Annotated in this window: 11 protein-coding genes and 1 pseudogene; 2 read left to right on the top strand and 10 right to left on the bottom strand. The window is 69.8% G+C overall.

Annotated elements, in window-relative coordinates:
* Positions 1-33: 33 nt before the first annotated feature.
* From QZ258_RS11700 to QZ258_RS11665, 8 genes are all read right to left on the bottom strand, one after another.
* A complete protein-coding gene (locus QZ258_RS11700; protein ID WP_294181740.1) occupies positions 34-1,398 on the bottom strand; it encodes an extracellular solute-binding protein in 1,365 nt (454 codons plus the stop codon).
* 38 nt (positions 1,399-1,436) lie between these two features.
* Positions 1,437-2,636, bottom strand: a complete 1,200-nt coding sequence (locus tag QZ258_RS11695; RefSeq protein ID WP_294181737.1) for an ROK family transcriptional regulator — start codon at positions 2,634-2,636, stop codon at positions 1,437-1,439.
* Between the two features lie 289 nt (positions 2,637-2,925).
* Positions 2,926-5,481, bottom strand: coding sequence for an alpha-glucan family phosphorylase (glgP, locus tag QZ258_RS11690; RefSeq protein WP_294181735.1), 2,556 nt, complete (start codon positions 5,479-5,481; stop codon positions 2,926-2,928).
* Positions 5,482-5,522: 41 nt separating this feature from the next.
* Positions 5,523-6,206, bottom strand: coding sequence for a signal peptidase I (locus QZ258_RS11685; protein ID WP_294181732.1), 684 nt, complete (start codon positions 6,204-6,206; stop codon positions 5,523-5,525).
* The gene (locus QZ258_RS11680) at positions 6,203-7,012 is read right to left on the bottom strand and encodes a hypothetical protein (protein WP_294181731.1); all 810 of its coding nucleotides are present in this window, start codon (positions 7,010-7,012) and stop codon (positions 6,203-6,205) included. The genes QZ258_RS11685 and QZ258_RS11680 overlap by 4 nt, the downstream gene beginning before the upstream one ends.
* Before the next feature lie 23 nt (positions 7,013-7,035).
* Positions 7,036-8,520 carry a hypothetical protein gene (locus tag QZ258_RS11675; RefSeq protein ID WP_294181729.1) on the bottom strand — a complete coding sequence of 495 codons (1,485 nt, stop codon included), beginning with the start codon at positions 8,518-8,520 and terminating at the stop codon, positions 7,036-7,038.
* Positions 8,517-9,050 (bottom strand): hypothetical protein, encoded by a 534-nt coding sequence (locus QZ258_RS11670; RefSeq protein ID WP_294181726.1) that lies wholly within the window; start codon positions 9,048-9,050, stop codon positions 8,517-8,519. Before QZ258_RS11670 ends, QZ258_RS11675 begins: the two co-directional genes overlap by 4 nt.
* A gap of 83 nt (positions 9,051-9,133) precedes the next feature.
* On the bottom strand, positions 9,134-9,628 hold the full coding sequence (locus QZ258_RS11665) for an alternate-type signal peptide domain-containing protein (RefSeq protein WP_294181724.1): 495 nt from the start codon (positions 9,626-9,628) through the stop codon (positions 9,134-9,136).
* A gap of 492 nt (positions 9,629-10,120) precedes the next feature.
* Here QZ258_RS11665 and QZ258_RS11660 point away from each other — a divergent pair, with 492 nt between their 5' ends.
* Positions 10,121-12,082, top strand: coding sequence for a maltotransferase domain-containing protein (locus QZ258_RS11660; RefSeq protein ID WP_294181795.1), 1,962 nt, complete (start codon positions 10,121-10,123; stop codon positions 12,080-12,082).
* Positions 12,082-14,250 (top strand): 1,4-alpha-glucan branching protein GlgB, encoded by a 2,169-nt coding sequence (gene glgB / locus QZ258_RS11655; protein WP_294181722.1) that lies wholly within the window; start codon positions 12,082-12,084, stop codon positions 14,248-14,250. Before QZ258_RS11660 ends, glgB begins: the two co-directional genes overlap by 1 nt.
* Before the next feature lie 44 nt (positions 14,251-14,294).
* Here the strand turns inward: glgB and QZ258_RS11650 are convergent, their stop codons facing one another.
* Entirely contained in the window at positions 14,295-15,263 is a 969-nt protein-coding gene (locus QZ258_RS11650; RefSeq protein ID WP_294181720.1) for a tetratricopeptide repeat protein, read from the bottom strand.
* A gap of 38 nt (positions 15,264-15,301) precedes the next feature.
* A pseudogene (locus QZ258_RS11645) lies at positions 15,302-16,109 on the bottom strand (hypothetical protein); the annotation flags it as partial.

Here is a 16,109-nt window from a genome sequence, read left to right as displayed (position 1 = left end):
CGGTCACTCGGCGGACCCGGATGGGCTCGGCTGCTAGCCCTGGGTGATGACGCGGTCGGGTCCCACGATCGCCTCCACGGCGGCATCGTAGGCGGCCGCCGCCTCGCGGGGCGTCAGGGACCCCGTGATGACGGCCTCCGTCGCCTTCTGGACCTCGACCGAGATCTGGTTGTACTCCGCGGTGGCCGGACGGAAGTTCGTCACCGAGACGAGCTCGGTCACCGCCCCGACGAAGGGGTTGGCCGCCGTGTAGCTCGGATCGGCCGCCACGTCGGCGCGCACCGCGATCTGGGAGTTCTCGTTGACGTAGGCCAAGGAGTTCTCGAAGTTCAACGCCATCGTGAGGAACTCGAACGCGAGCTCGGGATGCGCCGACTGGGCGCCCACCGCGAGCGTCCAGCCGCCCGACATGCTGACCCCGCCGGGCGCTTGACCGTGCTGCGTCGGGAAGGCGACGGTGGCCATCTCCTTGGCGTACTCGGGCCACTCGAACGAGCCGCCGTCGATCCAGAACGACGGCGTGTAGGAGCCCTCGACGGTCGCCCCGAGCGTTCCCTCGGGGAACATCGTCCCGAAGACCTGCTGCCAGATGTTGCCGTCGAGCGCCTCGGCGACGCTCAGTGCATAGCCCTCGCGGTACAGCGTGTCGATGAACTCGAGCGACTCGATGAATCCGGCCGATCCGGTCACCCACTTCGAGGTGGCGGAGTCGTAGAGGGCATCGGCGCCGAGCTCGGTGCCGTAAAGCAGCTGGTAGAAGCCCTGCATGTTGGATCCCTCGCCGGTCGCCGTCCCCGCGTAGAGGTTGAACGGCACGACGCCGGGCTGCGAGGCCGAGATCGCCGCGGCGGCGTCGAGGATGTCTTGCCACGATCGCGGCTCCCACGGCACCTCGATGCCCGCGGCCTCGAACACGGAGGTGCGGTACCAGATCGCGCGCGTGTCGGTTCCGAGCGAGACGGCGTAGATGCTGCCGTCGTCGCCCGCGCCGGCCGCCTTGGCGGCGTCGTCGAACTGCGCCCAGTCGTCCCAGTCGGCGACGTAGGAGTCGAGGTTCAACAAGAACCCGGCCTCGACGTCGGCGCGCAGCGCCATCGTGTCCTCGTAGAAGACGTCGGGGGCGGTCTCGGCCGAGCGGTGCGACAGCGCGAGCTTCGTGGCGTAGTCATCGTCGGTTCCCGCGACGGGGAGGAGTTCGACGGTGACGCCGTCGTGGGTCGCCTCGAACTCGGTCTTCACGTTCGTGAAGAGGGTGTCGAGCGCCGTGAAGGCATCCGTCTTGATGTAGGTCACCTTCAGCACCGCGGTGCCGTCGTCGACGTCCGACGTGCAGCCGGCGACCCCGAGAAGAGATCCGAGCGCGAGCGTCGCAACGCCCAGCCGAGTTGTTGTTCGCATGGTGTTCCTTTGCTCCGCCTCGCGAGATCTCATGCCTGTCACGCCAGCATCAGCGCCCGAGGGTTCGGCGCCAAACCTTGGTTCAACACGAGGCATGCCGCCCCGACGGCGGCGACGTCTTCGCCGATCCCGGTGCCCATCACGGCGACACCGTGCACGCTTCGCGCCGCCAGGCGCTCGCCCAGCAGCGCGGGGACGCTGCGCATGTAGTGCTCCGCCAGCCGCTCCCAGAACGGGCCGCCGAACACGACATGATCCACGTCGAGGATGTTAGCGATCACCGCGATCGCCGTCGTCATCCGCACCGCAGACCGGTCCAGAATTCCGCGGGCGACCGCATCCCCCGCGGCCGAGGCCTCGCACAGTTCGGTGAACCGCGCGTCCACGGTGTCGTGGGCAAGCCCTCGAGGGTCCGCCGGGAAGATCCCGGCCTCCTCGGCCTCACGCACGAGTGCCTGCGGCATGCAGGCCACGAGCACGCAACCGCGCAGTCCGCAGAAGCACTCCGGCCCGTCCGGGTCGGTGACGATGTGGCCGATCTCGCCCGCGTTGTCGGAGCTGCCGCGGATCACGTCGTCGTCGACGACGAGACCGGCGCCGATTCCGGTCCCCATGTAGAAGAAGATGAAACTGCCCGTCCCGCTCGGACCACCCACCCACATCTCGGCGATCGCCGCGGCCGTGACGTCCTTGTCGAGGATCACGGGCAATCCGGTGCCCTCCGCGAGCGCCTCGCGCAGCGGAACATCGCGCCAGCCCGCCAAGTGGGGCGGGTTGACGACGATGCCGTTCACGGTGTCGATCGGACCCGGCGCCGCGACGCCGATGCCGGCGATGCGCTCGCGACTGACGCCGGAGATCGCGATGAGCGCATCCAACTCGGACACCAGGCTGGCGATGACGACGCCGGGATCGCTCGAGGTCGGGGTGGGGCGCCGTGACCGCGCGACGATCGCCCCCGTGAGGTCGAGCATGACGTAGGTCGTCACGGTCGGGTCGAGATGCACCCCGAGAGTGAACCGGCCGGTCGGATTCAGACGCAGCATCGTGCGCGGCTTTCCCGGTCCGCTGATCTCTTTGCCGGCCTCCTCGATCAGGCCGCGCTGCAGCAACCGGCGGCAGATGTTCGAGATGGTCTGGGCCGAGAGTCCGGTGGCCGCAGCCAGTTCGACGCGGCTGAGCCCCGTCCGCGCGCGCCGAATGGAGTCGAGGATGACCGATTGGTTGAAGTCCCCCATCGCCGGGAGATTCGTGCCGCGGCGCAGGGCGTGCTCCCGCTTCGCATCGGCCGCGTGTGTGGAACCGGGTGATGCGGGTGTGTTTCGCGCGCTTGGCACTGCGTCCACCCCTCGAGGATCACGTGGATGTCGCCGCAGCGGGACATCCGGGACTGGTGTGCGCCAGCCTAGAACAATATCTCCATTCACTGGGCAAAATCCGCGCCGTTCGTGCTCGCGATGCCCGCCCCGTCTCCGCGGAGCACTCCCCCGAGGGCCACGATACAAGGCTCGGCAGCACCTCAGCGACCTAGGCGACCGCCACCACCCCGAGCTCGGCGGGCGTGGCCAGCAGCGGGTGGCGCGGAACGACGCGAACCGTGTAGCCGAAGCTGCCGGCCCGCTCGAGCGCGACCTGACCCGTCCAGATCGACGGCGCGCCCGGCACGGCGGACTCCAGCGTGAGCGTCCGGAGCGAGGTCTCCGTCAAGACGTCGCCGTCGTGCGCCCGGCCCGAGACCAGTTCGACCTTCACATCGTCGACGTTCAGCTCGCCGAGGGCCACGGTCGCTCGCACCTGCAGGGTCTCGCCCACGTGCGGGTTCGACTCGACCCCGCCCGACTGCACGTGCACGACCGCGACGCCGGACCACGCAGCGCGCACCCGCCGCTTCCACGCGGCCAAATCCGCGGCTGGGGCGAAGCCATCCGCCCCGACCGCACGCTCGGCGTGCGCCGCCGGGAGGTAGTAGGACTCGACGTAGTCGCGCACCATGCGATCCGCCGACAGCGCCGGCGACAGCGTCGCGAGGGTGTGCCGGATGCGGGCGACCCAGGTGGCCGGAACGCCGTCGGCGGCGCGGTCGTAGAAGCGCGGTGCGATCTGGTGCTCGAGCAGGTCGTAGAGCGCGCTCGCCTCCAGGGCATCGCGCTCCGCCGCATCCCCCGCGCTGTCGGCCGAGGGGATCGCCCAGCCGTTGTCTCCGTCGTAGAACTCGTTCCACCAGCCGTCGAGGATCGAGAGGTTGAGCGCACCGTTGAGTGCCGCCTTCATTCCCGAGGTGCCACACGCCTCGAGCGGCCGAAGCGGGTTGTTCAACCAGACGTCGCAGCCCGGATACAGCAGCTGCGCCATCCCGATGTCGTAGTTCGGCAAGAACACGATGCGCTCGCGCACCGCCGGATCCTGCGAGAACTCGACCAGTTGTTGAATCAGCCGCTTGCCCTCGTCGTCGGCCGGGTGCGACTTGCCGGCGATCACGAGCTGAATCGGACGCTCCGGATGCGTGAGCAGAGCACGGAGCCGATCCGGATCGTGCAGCATCAGCGTCAGCCGCTTGTACGTCGGCACGCGCCGCGCGAACCCGATCGTCAGCACATCGGGCCGCAGTAGCGCGTCGTGCCAACTCGGGCCGTCGGCACCGGGGTGCAGCTCGGCCCACTCGGCGCCGACGCGGCGGCGGGCGTCCGCCACCAGCTGCGCGCGCAACCGGCCGCGCAGTTCCCAGAGGTCGGCGTCGCTGACCGCGTCCGCAGTCCAGTCGCACGCGGTCGTGTCGACCGTGCCCAGTCGCGATTCGGCGAGCGCGCGCACCGCCGGATCCGTCCAGGTCGGCGCGTGCACGCCGTTCGTGATCGAGCCGATCGGAACGTCGGCCGCATCGAAGTCGGGCCAGAGCGCCCCGAACATCCCCCGGCTGACGGCGCCGTGAAGCTGCGAGACGCCGTTCGCGCGCTGCGCGAGCCGGAGCCCCATCACGGCCATGTTGAAGGTGCCGGGGGTGCCGCCGTCGTAGCTTTCGGCCCCGAGCGCGAGCACCGCGACCGGGTCGACTCCCGGCAGCAGCTCGTTCGAGAGGTAGCGGACCACGAGAGCGGCGTCGAAGCGGTCGATTCCCGCCGGAACCGGGGTGTGGGTCGTGAACACCGTCCCTGCGCGGGCCGCCTCCAGGGCCGCGTCGAACCCGAGGCCCTCGCCGATGAGATCGCTGATGCGCTCCAGCCCCTGGAACCCGGCGTGCCCCTCATTCATGTGGAACACCTCCGGCATGGCGGCGCCGGTGATCTCCACCCAGCGGGTGATCGCCCGCACGCCGCCGATGCCGAGCAGGAGTTCCTGCAGCAGCCGGTGCTCGCCACCGCCGCCGTAGAGCCGATCGGTGACGCCGCGCAGCTCGGGTTCGTTCTCGGGGGTGTCGGTGTCCAGCAACAGCAGGGTCACGCGGCCGACGGCCAGGCGCCAGATCCGCGCGTTCAGGATGCGCCCCTCCGGCAACGCGAGGGTGACGGTGGCCGCCGTCCCGTCCGGCTGGCGCAGCAGCGACATCGGCAGGCCGTCGGGATCCGAGACCGGATAGGACTCCTGCTGCCAGCCGTCGCGCGAGATCGACTGGCGGAAGTATCCGGCGCGGTAGAAGAGGCCGACCCCGAGGATCGGCACACCCAGATCGGACGCCGACTTGAGGTGGTCGCCCGCGAGAATGCCGAGGCCGCCCGAATACTGCGGGAGCGCCGCCGCGATCCCGAACTCGGGCGAGAAGTAGGCGATCGAGGCGGGCACCTCGTCGCCGAGCGACTGGTACCAGCGCGGCGCGGTCAAGTAGGAGCGCAGCTCGTCGCGCAGCCGGGTCGCGCGGTCGACGAAGGCGGGATCGGCGGCGAGCTCGTCGAGCCGATCGCGGCCGACCTCGCCGAGCAAGGCGACCGGATCCTTGCCGGAACTCTCCCAAAGCTCCGGCGCGATGTCGCGGAACAGGGCCTGCGTGGGGCGGTCCCACGACCAGCGCAGGTTCGCCGCCAACTCGTCCAGCGCCGACAGGGACTCCGGAACGACGGTGCGCACGGTAAAGCGACGAATAGCCTTCACGTCGTCACTCTAGGTGAGCTGCGTGTCGGCCCGGTTACGCCTCAGTTTCGCCCAGCTCGACCGCCCATCGCCGACACAGAATCCGCCCCTCGCGCGCGTCGACGACGGGCGGTCGCGGCCGCCCCCCTGGCGATGGAATAGCCGGCGTAGCCGAACAGCGTCAGCGCGATCACCGTGACAACGATGTCGCGCTGCTCGCCGTTGACGAGCGTGTTGACCCAGCCCAGGTACGGGATGCTGTACCAGACGGTGCCGCGAATCTGCACCTCGCGAACCGGGTGAGGGTCGGCGATCGCATTGGCGTCACCCTGAGTCGTGAACCGTTTCTCCCCATTGGCACTGCCGATGGCCACCACGCGGTGCGTCACCAGTTCGGGCTCACCCGAGCGAAGTTGATAGGTCAGGGCATCACCGAGACGAATCTCCTCCACGGGGGTCGGGCGCACGATCACGAGCGTGCCCGCCGGGTAGCTCGGCGCCATCGAGCCGGTCAGGATCGTCATCGGCGTCGACCCGGTCACGGCCGGGACCCCGACCGCGACGACGCCGATCGTCATGATGAGCGCGAACAGTCCGGCGCTCAGTCCCAGCAGAATGAGCGAACCGAGGCTCCGCTCGCCGAGCGGGATGCGGCGATCCCGACGCGGCGATGCGACGCGGCGCGGACCCGGTGCGCGCCCCGCGGGAGCGTCGGGCGCGGTCGGCCGTTCAACAACAGTGGTCATGACGGGGTCTCCTCGCTCTCGCGGCGGCGGCGCCGCCGAATGACAATCCACAGCAGCACCCCGGCGAGGGTTCCCCCCGCCATGACGACGAACTGCGCGAACCAGTCGGTGATCGTGTTCAGGCCGACCGTGTCCCAGGGCTGAAGTCGGCCCTCCGGCACGGCGCGACCGCCGCTCGACGCCTCGATCGTGTCCGTGGCCCCGGCGGTGGTCGACGGCTCACCGCCCGCGTCGCTCGGCACGACCGGGATCACCAGGTCCGGGGTTCCGGCGCACGCAGGCTCAGCCCGCGCATCACCGGTGAGGGTCACAGCCAGGTCGAATTGGGCACTCGCCTCCTGCCCGGCGAGGCCCTCCAGATCACCGAGCCGAAGCTCGACACGAATCGGCAGAGTCGCTCCCGCGCGCAACGGAACCCCGGTGACGAGGGCAACACAGCTCGCCCCGGAGCTGAGGCGCGGCGAGCCCCCCGCCACCGATCCGGCGGTCGCCTGCACGCGCAGCGCGCGGGCGAACTCGAGATCCGTCCACGTCGCATGGCGAAGCTCAAGGGAGAGCACGCCGCCCGACTCGGCCGCGTTGCGCACGCTGAACGTGACGTCGGCGCCCTCGTGCGGAACGAGCGTCGGGGCCTCGACGAACAGCGAACCCGCGAACGAGGCGGCGAACTCGACGCCGTCGACACTGATTTCGAGCGCATCGGACGTCGGCGCGGCGACCGCCGCCGACGGCGTCAGCAGAGCGAGGGCGAACGCGGCCGCGAGCGAGCTCGCCGCGGACCCGCGAGCACCGCTCGGACGAGACATCGAGGAGAGGCGCCACATCGCGGTCACCCGCAGACCAGACGCGGCGTCGCCGCCTCGGATCGAAGCGCCCCGATGCCCGTGGTCGCCCACGGTCCGTCATCGATCGAGTGCTGCACCTCGACGGTGTGCGAGCCGTCGGCGAGGCTCGGCGCAAGCTCGGCCGCGGCGAGATGCACGGCGGGTTCCGCGAGCGTGCCGCCGCGGAAGAGCGGGGTGGTGGTGCCGTCGATGAACACGCGATAGCTGACACTGCTCGGCGCGGCGGCCGGGTTCGTCCAGGAGAAGCTGACGCCGTTCGCGGACGTCGCGACGCACGCGAAACTCGAGGCGGTATCGACCACCGTCGGCTCTGCCGTCGGCTGTGCGGTCGGCTCCGCCGTCGGCTGAGGGGCCGGCGTGGGCTCGGGCGTCGGTTCGGAGGTCGGCACCGCGGCCGACTTCGACGAGTCGCTCGGGCCCGCCGACCGCACGGCGCTGATGACCTCGACGTGGCGCTGCAACCCGAACTTCTGGGCGGTGACACTCGAGTCGCACGTCGCGAGGTGCAGGAGAGACCCCGCGACGGGTGACGTCGTCGTCACCTGAATGCACAGGCCCGGAGCGTCGTCCAGCGCGAGCTGCACGTAGCCGTCGGCGAGCGCAATGAACGAGAACTCCGCGATCTTGCGGGTCTTGTCGTCGAGTTTGAGAGCCTGGCCCGCTTTGGCGGTCGAGAACGCCCACGCCGTGGACGGGTCCGATTTGCTCACGACGTTGAACGCGCCCGCCGTGGTGGTCGCGAACTGCCAGAGCTCCGTCGCCTCCGTCGCCGGCCCCAGGTCGGCGCACGACTGCATCGACGGCTGCGCCGGATTGAGGGCTTCGATGCACCGCGTGGCATCCAGCGCGGTCCACAGCCAATACCAGCCCGTCGGATCCACCGTCGCGGGCGACAGCAGCACCGTCTGGCTGAACGCGGTCGACGGCGCGCTCGCCGTCCAGGTTCCCATCTGGAGCGCGGCGGCGACGCTGGCCGACACCGTGCTGCTGGCGTTCGCGACGATGCCGACCGACGTCATCGACGTACGCGCGCAGACGGTGACGCTCGCGCCCGCGGCGAGCGACGTCGAGAAGGTGACGCCGCTGTCGAGCGTTCCGGTGGTCGACGAGGTGAAGCTCGCGGTTGCCGAGCAGGTCGCGGCGATCCCCACCTCGACTGCGACCGCGGAGCGGAGTGCGGCGGGGCCCGAGCTCGCGGCCACGGTCACCGACGCCGTGCCGGCTCGCGAACCGGTGTTCGTCAGCGTGACAGCGCCGGCCGCGGCGGTCGCGGTGAGCGAATAGGTGTGGTCGAGGCTCGACCCCGAGAGCCAGGTCTGGGCGAGACCGAGGCTCGCCGTCGAGGCCGACGACGTTGACTGCGCCTGCACGGTCCAGACCGCGGCGGCCCCGGTTGCTCCGCCGCACAGCAGCGCGGCAACGGCGAGCGCGACGATCGCGGCGCGCGCCCGCAGCCCCGTGGCGTTCATGACTGAACCCCCCGGACCGTGAGCGTGAAGTTCGTCGTGGATCCGGCCGTCGCGGCCGCGGGAATGGTGACCTGCACGCAGACGGGCGTGGTCGCCCCGGCGGCGAGTGATCCGAGCGGTGTCGGAGCGGATTGGGCGGTCGCGCCGCCGATCGCGGCGGCGCACGCGCCGCTCGCCACACGCACCTCGAGGCCCGCCGCGGGCGTCGCACTCGCATCGAGTGTCAGGTCGACGGTGCCGGTGTTGGTGACGGAAAGGGATTGGCGAACCGATTCGCCGACGAGCAGATTGCTCCAGGCGGCCGAGTCGAGCGAGCCGGTGATCGAGAGTTCCGCACTTCCCGATGTGATGACGCCGGATGAGACGGGCGCCGCATCCGTCCAGGCAGCGGTCGTGCCTTCGGCGCGGCCCACCCAGCCGAGGGTGACGACCGCGACGATGACGGTGGCGACCCAGAGCAGGCGCATCGCCGCCCGGCGCGAGGGTTCCTGTCCGGGAACCGCGCAGACGAAGGGTCGAGGCGTGTACATCGAGGTCACCCCCTGGGAGGACGAGTGAGGCGGTGGGGAGCCGGGGAGCCGGCTCCCCACCGCGTCGGTGCTGTGCTGCCTGATCAGACCTGAGTGAGCGAGATCTCGATGTCGGCGAGGTCGAGAGACGCATCCATGCCCCCGGTCTCGGCCCACGGGAAGGTCACGACGATCTCGACCGTCAGCGTGTAGGTGTCCGGGGTCAGCTCGTACACGCCCCCGACCGCGGAAACCGGGTTGGAGTCGGAGTCGAGCAGCGTGAAGGTCTCGTCCACGTCGACACCGGCGATGCCCACGGTCAGCAGACCGATGTTGGTGGTGAGCTCCGCTTCGAGGTTGTCGCCGACCGCCTCGATGTCGAAGGTCTCCGTGTAGGTGATGACGTCTCCGGGGACGATGTTGGTGATCGTCTCGTCCCAGGCGCCATCGGCGTTGGAATCGAGGGTGAGTGTTCCGGAGTTGACCGTGCCGCCGTTCAGCGACTCGGTGTCACTCCAGTAGGCCAGCGAGCCGGCGCCTCCGAGGAGGAGCGCGAGTCCCGCCGCGGCGGCGATACCGCCCTTGACGAAGCTGTTCATTTCGGGTTCCTTTCGGGTGTGATCCGACTCAGGTCGTCCGGTGCACGAGCGAGGACTCGTGTCCCGGAAGCCGGGCGACACCGCGCTAGGGTCGCGGTGCCGCCCGGTGCTCGAGACGTTTCGGTTTTCGGTTAGTGCGCCGTCCAGCGAAACCGAACAACGCTCGAGGTGTTCCCCCGCTCAGAACGCTAGACCCGCTCACATCTGAGATCTGTCCCCCATCCAGCCCCCACTGTGGGGGACCCGTGCGCGGGGGGCGACAGTTCGTTCCAGGAGCCCCTGATCAGGGATTTTCCGAGAAACGGAGCCGCGGCATCGGGGTACACGAGGATTTGACGAGGGATAGACAGGTTTGGTTTCCTCGCGACGCGCGTCGATGTCGGGCCGCGACGAGCGCGTTTCTGAAGCTCCGGCACTACGGTGGGAAACGTGGCAATTGCGGCTTCACCCCCGTCCCCCGGGCACCCTCGCGCTCGCATCGGGCGCATCCCGATTCGGCACCTCACGCCCGCGCAGCCCGAAGACCGTTGGCCCGCGAAATCGTTCCGCGGCGAAGTCGTGCCCTTCGAGGCGACCGCCTTCCGCGAAGGCCACGGCGAACTCGGTGTCGAACTGGTGCTCGTCGACCCCGAGGGGCGCCAGCACACACACCGGATGCGCAGCGTCGCCCCCGGAACCGACCGTTGGCGCGCCGAGGTGCGACTCGATGCCGAAGGCACTTGGCTCTGGCGGGTGAAGGCATGGACCGACGACTGGGCCACCTGGCTTCACAACGCCGAGATCAAGGTCGCCGCCGGGCAAGACCTCGAACTGGTCTTCGCCATGGGGGCCGAGTTGCTCGCCGGCCGCACCGCGAAGGCCTGCGTCGAGGCGCGCACGGCGCTGCTGGACTCGACACGAGCACCGGAGGAGCGCCTCGCGGCCGCCCGCGACGCGCGGCTCACCCGACTCATTCGCACGCGGCCGATCGCCTGGCTGTCCAGCATCTCCGAACAGAGGTCGCTGCGCGTCGAGCGCGCCCGCGCCGCCGTCGGATCCTGGTACGAGTTCTTCCCGCGCTCGGAGGGTGCCAAGCGCCGCACCGACGGATCGTGGACGAGCGGCACGTTCCGTACCGCGGCCGCTCGGCTGCCCGCCGTCGCCGCCATGGGCTTCGATGTCGTCTATCTGCCCCCGATTCACCCCATCGGGGTTTCACACCGCAAGGGCCCCAATAACTCGACGAGCGCCGGCCCGAACGATCCGGGAAGCCCTTGGGCGATCGGCGGGCCGCTCGCCGACGGCACCCTGGGCGGCCACGATGCCATCCATCCCGACCTCGGCACCGAGAAAGACTTCGCGGCCTTCGTCGCCGCGGCCGCGAAGCTCGGGCTCGAGATCGCGCTCGACCTCGCTCTGCAGTGCTCCCCGGATCACCCCTGGGTGACCGAGCACCCGGACTGGTTCACCACCCGGCCCGACGGCTCGATCGCCTACGCCGAGAACCCGCCGAAGAAGTACCAGGACATCTACCCGATCAACTTCGACAACGACCCCGAGGGCATTCGCGCCGAAGTGCTCCGCCTGGTCGAGTTGTGGATCTCACGCGGCATCAAGATCTTCCGCGTCGACAATCCGCACACCAAGCCGCTCGACTTCTGGGAGTGGTTGCTCGGCGAGGTGGCCCGGGAGCATCCGGAGGTCGTGTTCCTCGCCGAGGCGTTCACGCGACCGGCGATACTGCACTCGCTCGCGGGTGCCGGGTTCCACCAGTCGTACACCTACTTCACCTGGCGCAACACGAAGGCCGAACTGGAGGAGTTCCTCTCACAGCTCGCCGGGCGGAGCGCCGACTACCTACGCCCCAATCTCTTCGTCAACACGCCCGACATCCTCACCGAGTATCTGCAGTTCGGTGGGCCGGCCGCCTATCAGGTGCGTGCCGCGATCGCCGCCACCGGGGCGCCGACCTGGGGCGTGTACTCCGGCTACGAGCTCTTCGAAGACGTCGCCCGCCCGGGCAGCGAAGAGAACATCGACAACGAGAAGTACGAGTACAAAGCGCGCGATTGGGCGCGTGCGGCCTCGACCGGCAAGACGCTCGCCCCGTATCTGACGCGCCTCAATGAGATCCGCGCCGCACATCCGGCGCTTCGCCAGTTGCGCAACCTCCGGATCCACTGGAGCGACGACGAGGCGGTGCTGGTCTACACGAAGCACCTTGCGGCGGAGTTCACCGGCGAGAAGAAGCCCGACGGGCTCATCATCGTCGCGAACGTCGACCCGCACTCGGTGCGCGAGACGACCGTGCACCTCGACTTGCGCGAACTCGGCCTCGCCCCCGACGCGCGGTTCGAGGTGCGCGACCTGATCTCCGGCGACCGCTGGGAGTGGGGCGCCGACAACTACGTGCGCCTCGATGCCTTCACCCAGCCGGTGCACATTCTCGCGATCGACTACTCGAAGGTGCCGTAATGGAGACGCTCCCCCCGCTCGACGACACCCTCATCGCCGAACTCGTCACCGGTCGGCATCCGCGGCCGCACGACTGGCTCGGCCAGCATGCCGAGGGCGCGGGCTTCGTCATCCGCGCGGTACGACCGCTCGCGGAGACCGTGACCGCCCTTCGGACGGATGGCTCGCGCATCCCACTCGCGCACACCGCGTCCGGGCTCTGGCAGGGCTTCGCCCCCGGCGCCGGGCAGGCCTACGTTCTCGAGACCACCTACCGCGACGGCCCCGACTGGACCGCGGATGACCCCTATCGCTTCGTACCCAGCGTCGGCGAGATCGATCTCTACCTCTGGGGCGAAGGCCGCCACGAACAGCTCTGGCATTGGCTCGGGGCGCACGTCAGAGAGCACGAGGGCGTCGCCGGCACGAGCTTCTCGGTGTGGGCGCCGCACGCGCGCGCCGTCCGCATCGTGGGCGACTTCAACAACTGGAACGGCGAGCAGTACGCCCTGCGTCGGCTCGACGACAACGGGGTCTGGGAGCTGTTCGTTCCGGCACTCGAGCCGGGCACCACCTACAAGTTCGAGCTGCTGACGGCAGCGGGCGCGTGGGTCAAGCGCGCCGACCCGATGGCGCGCTACACGGAACGCCCGCCGGCAACCGCCTCGGTCGTCGGGCGCAGCCACTACGAGTGGCGCGACGGCACCTGGCTCGCGCAGCGCGCCGCCCACGATGCCCACAACTCCGCCATGAGCGTCTACGAGCTGCACCTCGGCTCCTGGCGCCCCGGGCTCGGCTATCGCGAACTCGCCGACCAGCTGATCGAGTACGTGCACGAATTGGGGTTCACGCACGTCGAGTTCATGCCCGTCGCCGAACACCCCTTCGGCGGATCGTGGGGCTACCAGGTCACCGGCTACTACGCGCCGACCAGCCGCTTCGGGCATCCCGATGACTTCCGCTATCTCGTCGACCGGCTGCACCAGGCCTCGATCGGCGTCATCGTCGACTGGGTGCCGGCGCACTTCCCGAAAGACGAGTGGGCACTCGCGAAATTCGACGGCGAGCCCCTCTACGAGCACTCGGACCCGCGCCGTGGCGAGCAGCCCGACTGGGGAACGCTGGTGTTCGATTTCGGGCACTCGCAGGTGCGCAACTTCCTGGTGGCGAACGCGCTGTACTGGCTCGAAGAGTTCCACATCGACGGGCTGCGCGTCGACGCCGTCGCCTCGATGCTCTACCTCGACTACTCGCGCGAGCCCGGTCAGTGGGTGCCCAACATCCACGGCGGGCGGGAGAACCTCGAAGCCATCTCGTTCCTGCAAGAGGTCAACGCGACCGCGTACCGCCGCAATCCCGGCATCGTGATGATCGCCGAGGAGTCGACCTCGTGGCCGGGTGTGACGAAGCCGACCGACGGCGGCGGGCTGGGGTTCGGCCTGAAATGGAACATGGGGTGGATGCACGACTCGCTGCAGTACATGCACGAGGATCCGATGTGGCGCTCTCACCACCACAACGACATCACCTTCAGTTTTCTCTACGCCTTCAGCGAGAACTTCCTGCTGCCGATCAGCCACGACGAGGTCGTGCACGGCAAGGGATCCCTGCTCTCGAAGATGCCCGGCGACCAGTGGCAGAAGCTCGCCAACGTGCGCGCCTACCTCGCGTTCATGTGGGCTCACCCCGGCAAGCAGCTGCTGTTCATGGGCAGCGAATTCGGGCAGCCCTCGGAGTGGAGCGAGCAGCGCGGGCTCGACTGGTGGATTCTCGACCAGCCCGCGCACCAGGGCCTCTCCCGCCTCGTCGGTCAACTCAATCGCGTCTACCGCGAGAACGCGGCCCTGTGGTCGGTCGACAACGATGCGGCCGGTTTCGAGTGGATCGCCAACGACCCCGAGCACAACATCGTCGCCTTCCTGCGCCGTGGCACGGCGGGTGACACGATGGCGTGCCTGGTGAACTTCGGCGGCAATCCGGTCGGCCCCTACCGCGTGGGTCTCCCGGCGGCGGGTCGCTGGGACGAGGTGCTCAACACCGACGCGCTCGAATTCGGAGGCTCCGGGGTCGGGAACTTCGGCGGCATCGAGGCCGATCTGACGCCGTGGCACGGCCGACCGGCATCCGTCGAACTGACGATTCCGCCGCTCGCCGCGGTCTGGCTCAGGTTCGCGCCCGCGGGCGGCTAGGGACCCGCCGCGCGAACGGCAGCGCGCCCGCGCGCCGCGGCGCGCTAGTAGAGCAACCCGGTCAGGTGTCGGCGCGCGACGGCGACGCGTTCGTCATCCGCCCCCGCGATCTCGAAGTACTCGAGCAGTCGGGTTCGCACCGCGGCCTTGCCCTCGGCATCGAGTTCGGGGAAGAGCTCGAGCAGGCGCGCGAACGCATCCTCCAGGTGGCCGCCGCTGACGTCGAGATCGGCGACCGCGAGCTGGGCCGCGACGCTCTTCGGCGCGTGGCCAGCCGCGGAGCGGATCGTCTCCGCGTCGGCTCCCTTCAGCCGAAGCAGGAGCGCCGCCTGCGCGCGGCCGGCGATCGCGTCGGCGTCGCGGGGGTTCTGCGTCAACGCCTTCTCGTAGGCGGCGACGGCGGCGGCGAAGTCGCCCTCGGAGATCGCGTCGAATGCCTCCTGGTGCAGCGGAGGCAGCGGCGGCTCCTCGGGCGCGGCGGCCTCGCCCGCGGCGGCGCCGCCCTCCTGATCTGCGCCCGCCCCCGGCACCTGGCCGGTCACGCCGTTCTGGGCCGCGAGCTGCAACAGTTCGTCGAGCACCTGGCGCACCTCCGCCTCCGGCGGCATTCCGAGGAAGAGGTTGACCGGGCGCCCGCCGACGACGGCGGCCACGGCCGGCACCTCACGAATCTGGAAGGCCTGGGCCAGCTGCGGATTCGCCTGCCCATCGACGACGGCGAGGACCAGTCGCCCGCCGTACGACTCGATGATCGCGCCGAGCGCGGGCTCGAGCCCCGGGGCGACGAATTCGACGACGACCGGCACGGTGGAGGAGAGCTCGAGCACGCGCTGGAAGTTGGCGTCGTTCGCGGGCACGACGAGCGGCGATCCGGGCGTTGCCGCCCCGTTCGCGGGCGCCGCGGGTGACGCGGAGTCACCGGGCGCCGCGGGGGGGCTGGACGCCGCGCGCTGCACGAGCGACGACAGATCAACGGCGCCGCGGAGGCTGGGTCCGGGAGGTACAGAAGTCACGTCTCTACTTTGCCACGAGGCTCAGGCCCTCGCCGCGCCTAATCGACTTCGGTCGCGCTGATCAAGCCTTGGGAGTAGCCCAGGAGCTGAATGAGCGCGCCCTCCTCGGCCACCGGGGGCACATAGAACAGCAACTGCACGCCGTACCGTGCCTCGACGCCCTTCGTCGTCTGCGAGAGACCGAGCAGAGCCTTCACCCGGTCGCGCGGGTTGATCGCCGCTCCCGCTTCGACCGGGGTCACCTTCTCGATCTCGATGAGCTCGACGGCAACCAGGAGCCCGGCGTCGTTCGTGCCGAACGCGATCGGCTCCTCGTCGCCGGGCACGTTGCTGAACGACACCTTCGCGGTGGCGGGCAGCGAGGTCTTGACGCCGTCCTTGTACTCGGCGCCGATCTGCTCGCGCAGCGTGTCGGTCTCTGCGTCGAAGAACGGGGCGTATTCGCTCTCATCGCCGTTCAGCAGGATGTCGCCGTAGGCCGCCGCGAGTTCGCTCGGCTGCAGAACGCCGAGGGCGACGTCGGTGCCGACCCGCGGCGCCCCGATCGCGGTGGCCGCCATGTCGGGCAGGGTTGTGCTGGGCCCGAGCGAGATCACGTAATGCGCTTTGTAGTTGTCGCGCGGGGTGTCCTGAATGAGCATCACGGCAACCGGGGCGACGGTCGCGTTCTCGTCTTTGACGACGGCGAACACGGTGCGCGGCCAGGTATCGATCTGCTGCGGCAGAATCACCTCGACGGGCCCCTGCGGCAGCACCGGGACGGCCGCCTGCGAGGAGTCACGGCTCAAGATCTTGTAGTTCGCGGTGCGCAGCGCGAGCGCCGCGCCCGCGAGGCGCGTCTCGGCG

The organism is uncultured Schumannella sp., assembly GCF_905479755.1.
In the GTDB taxonomy this organism is placed as follows: Bacteria; Actinomycetota; Actinomycetes; order Actinomycetales; family Microbacteriaceae; genus DCRR01.
Note: the sequence above shows the minus strand (reverse complement) of the source record. Positions and strands in the feature narration are given on the sequence as shown.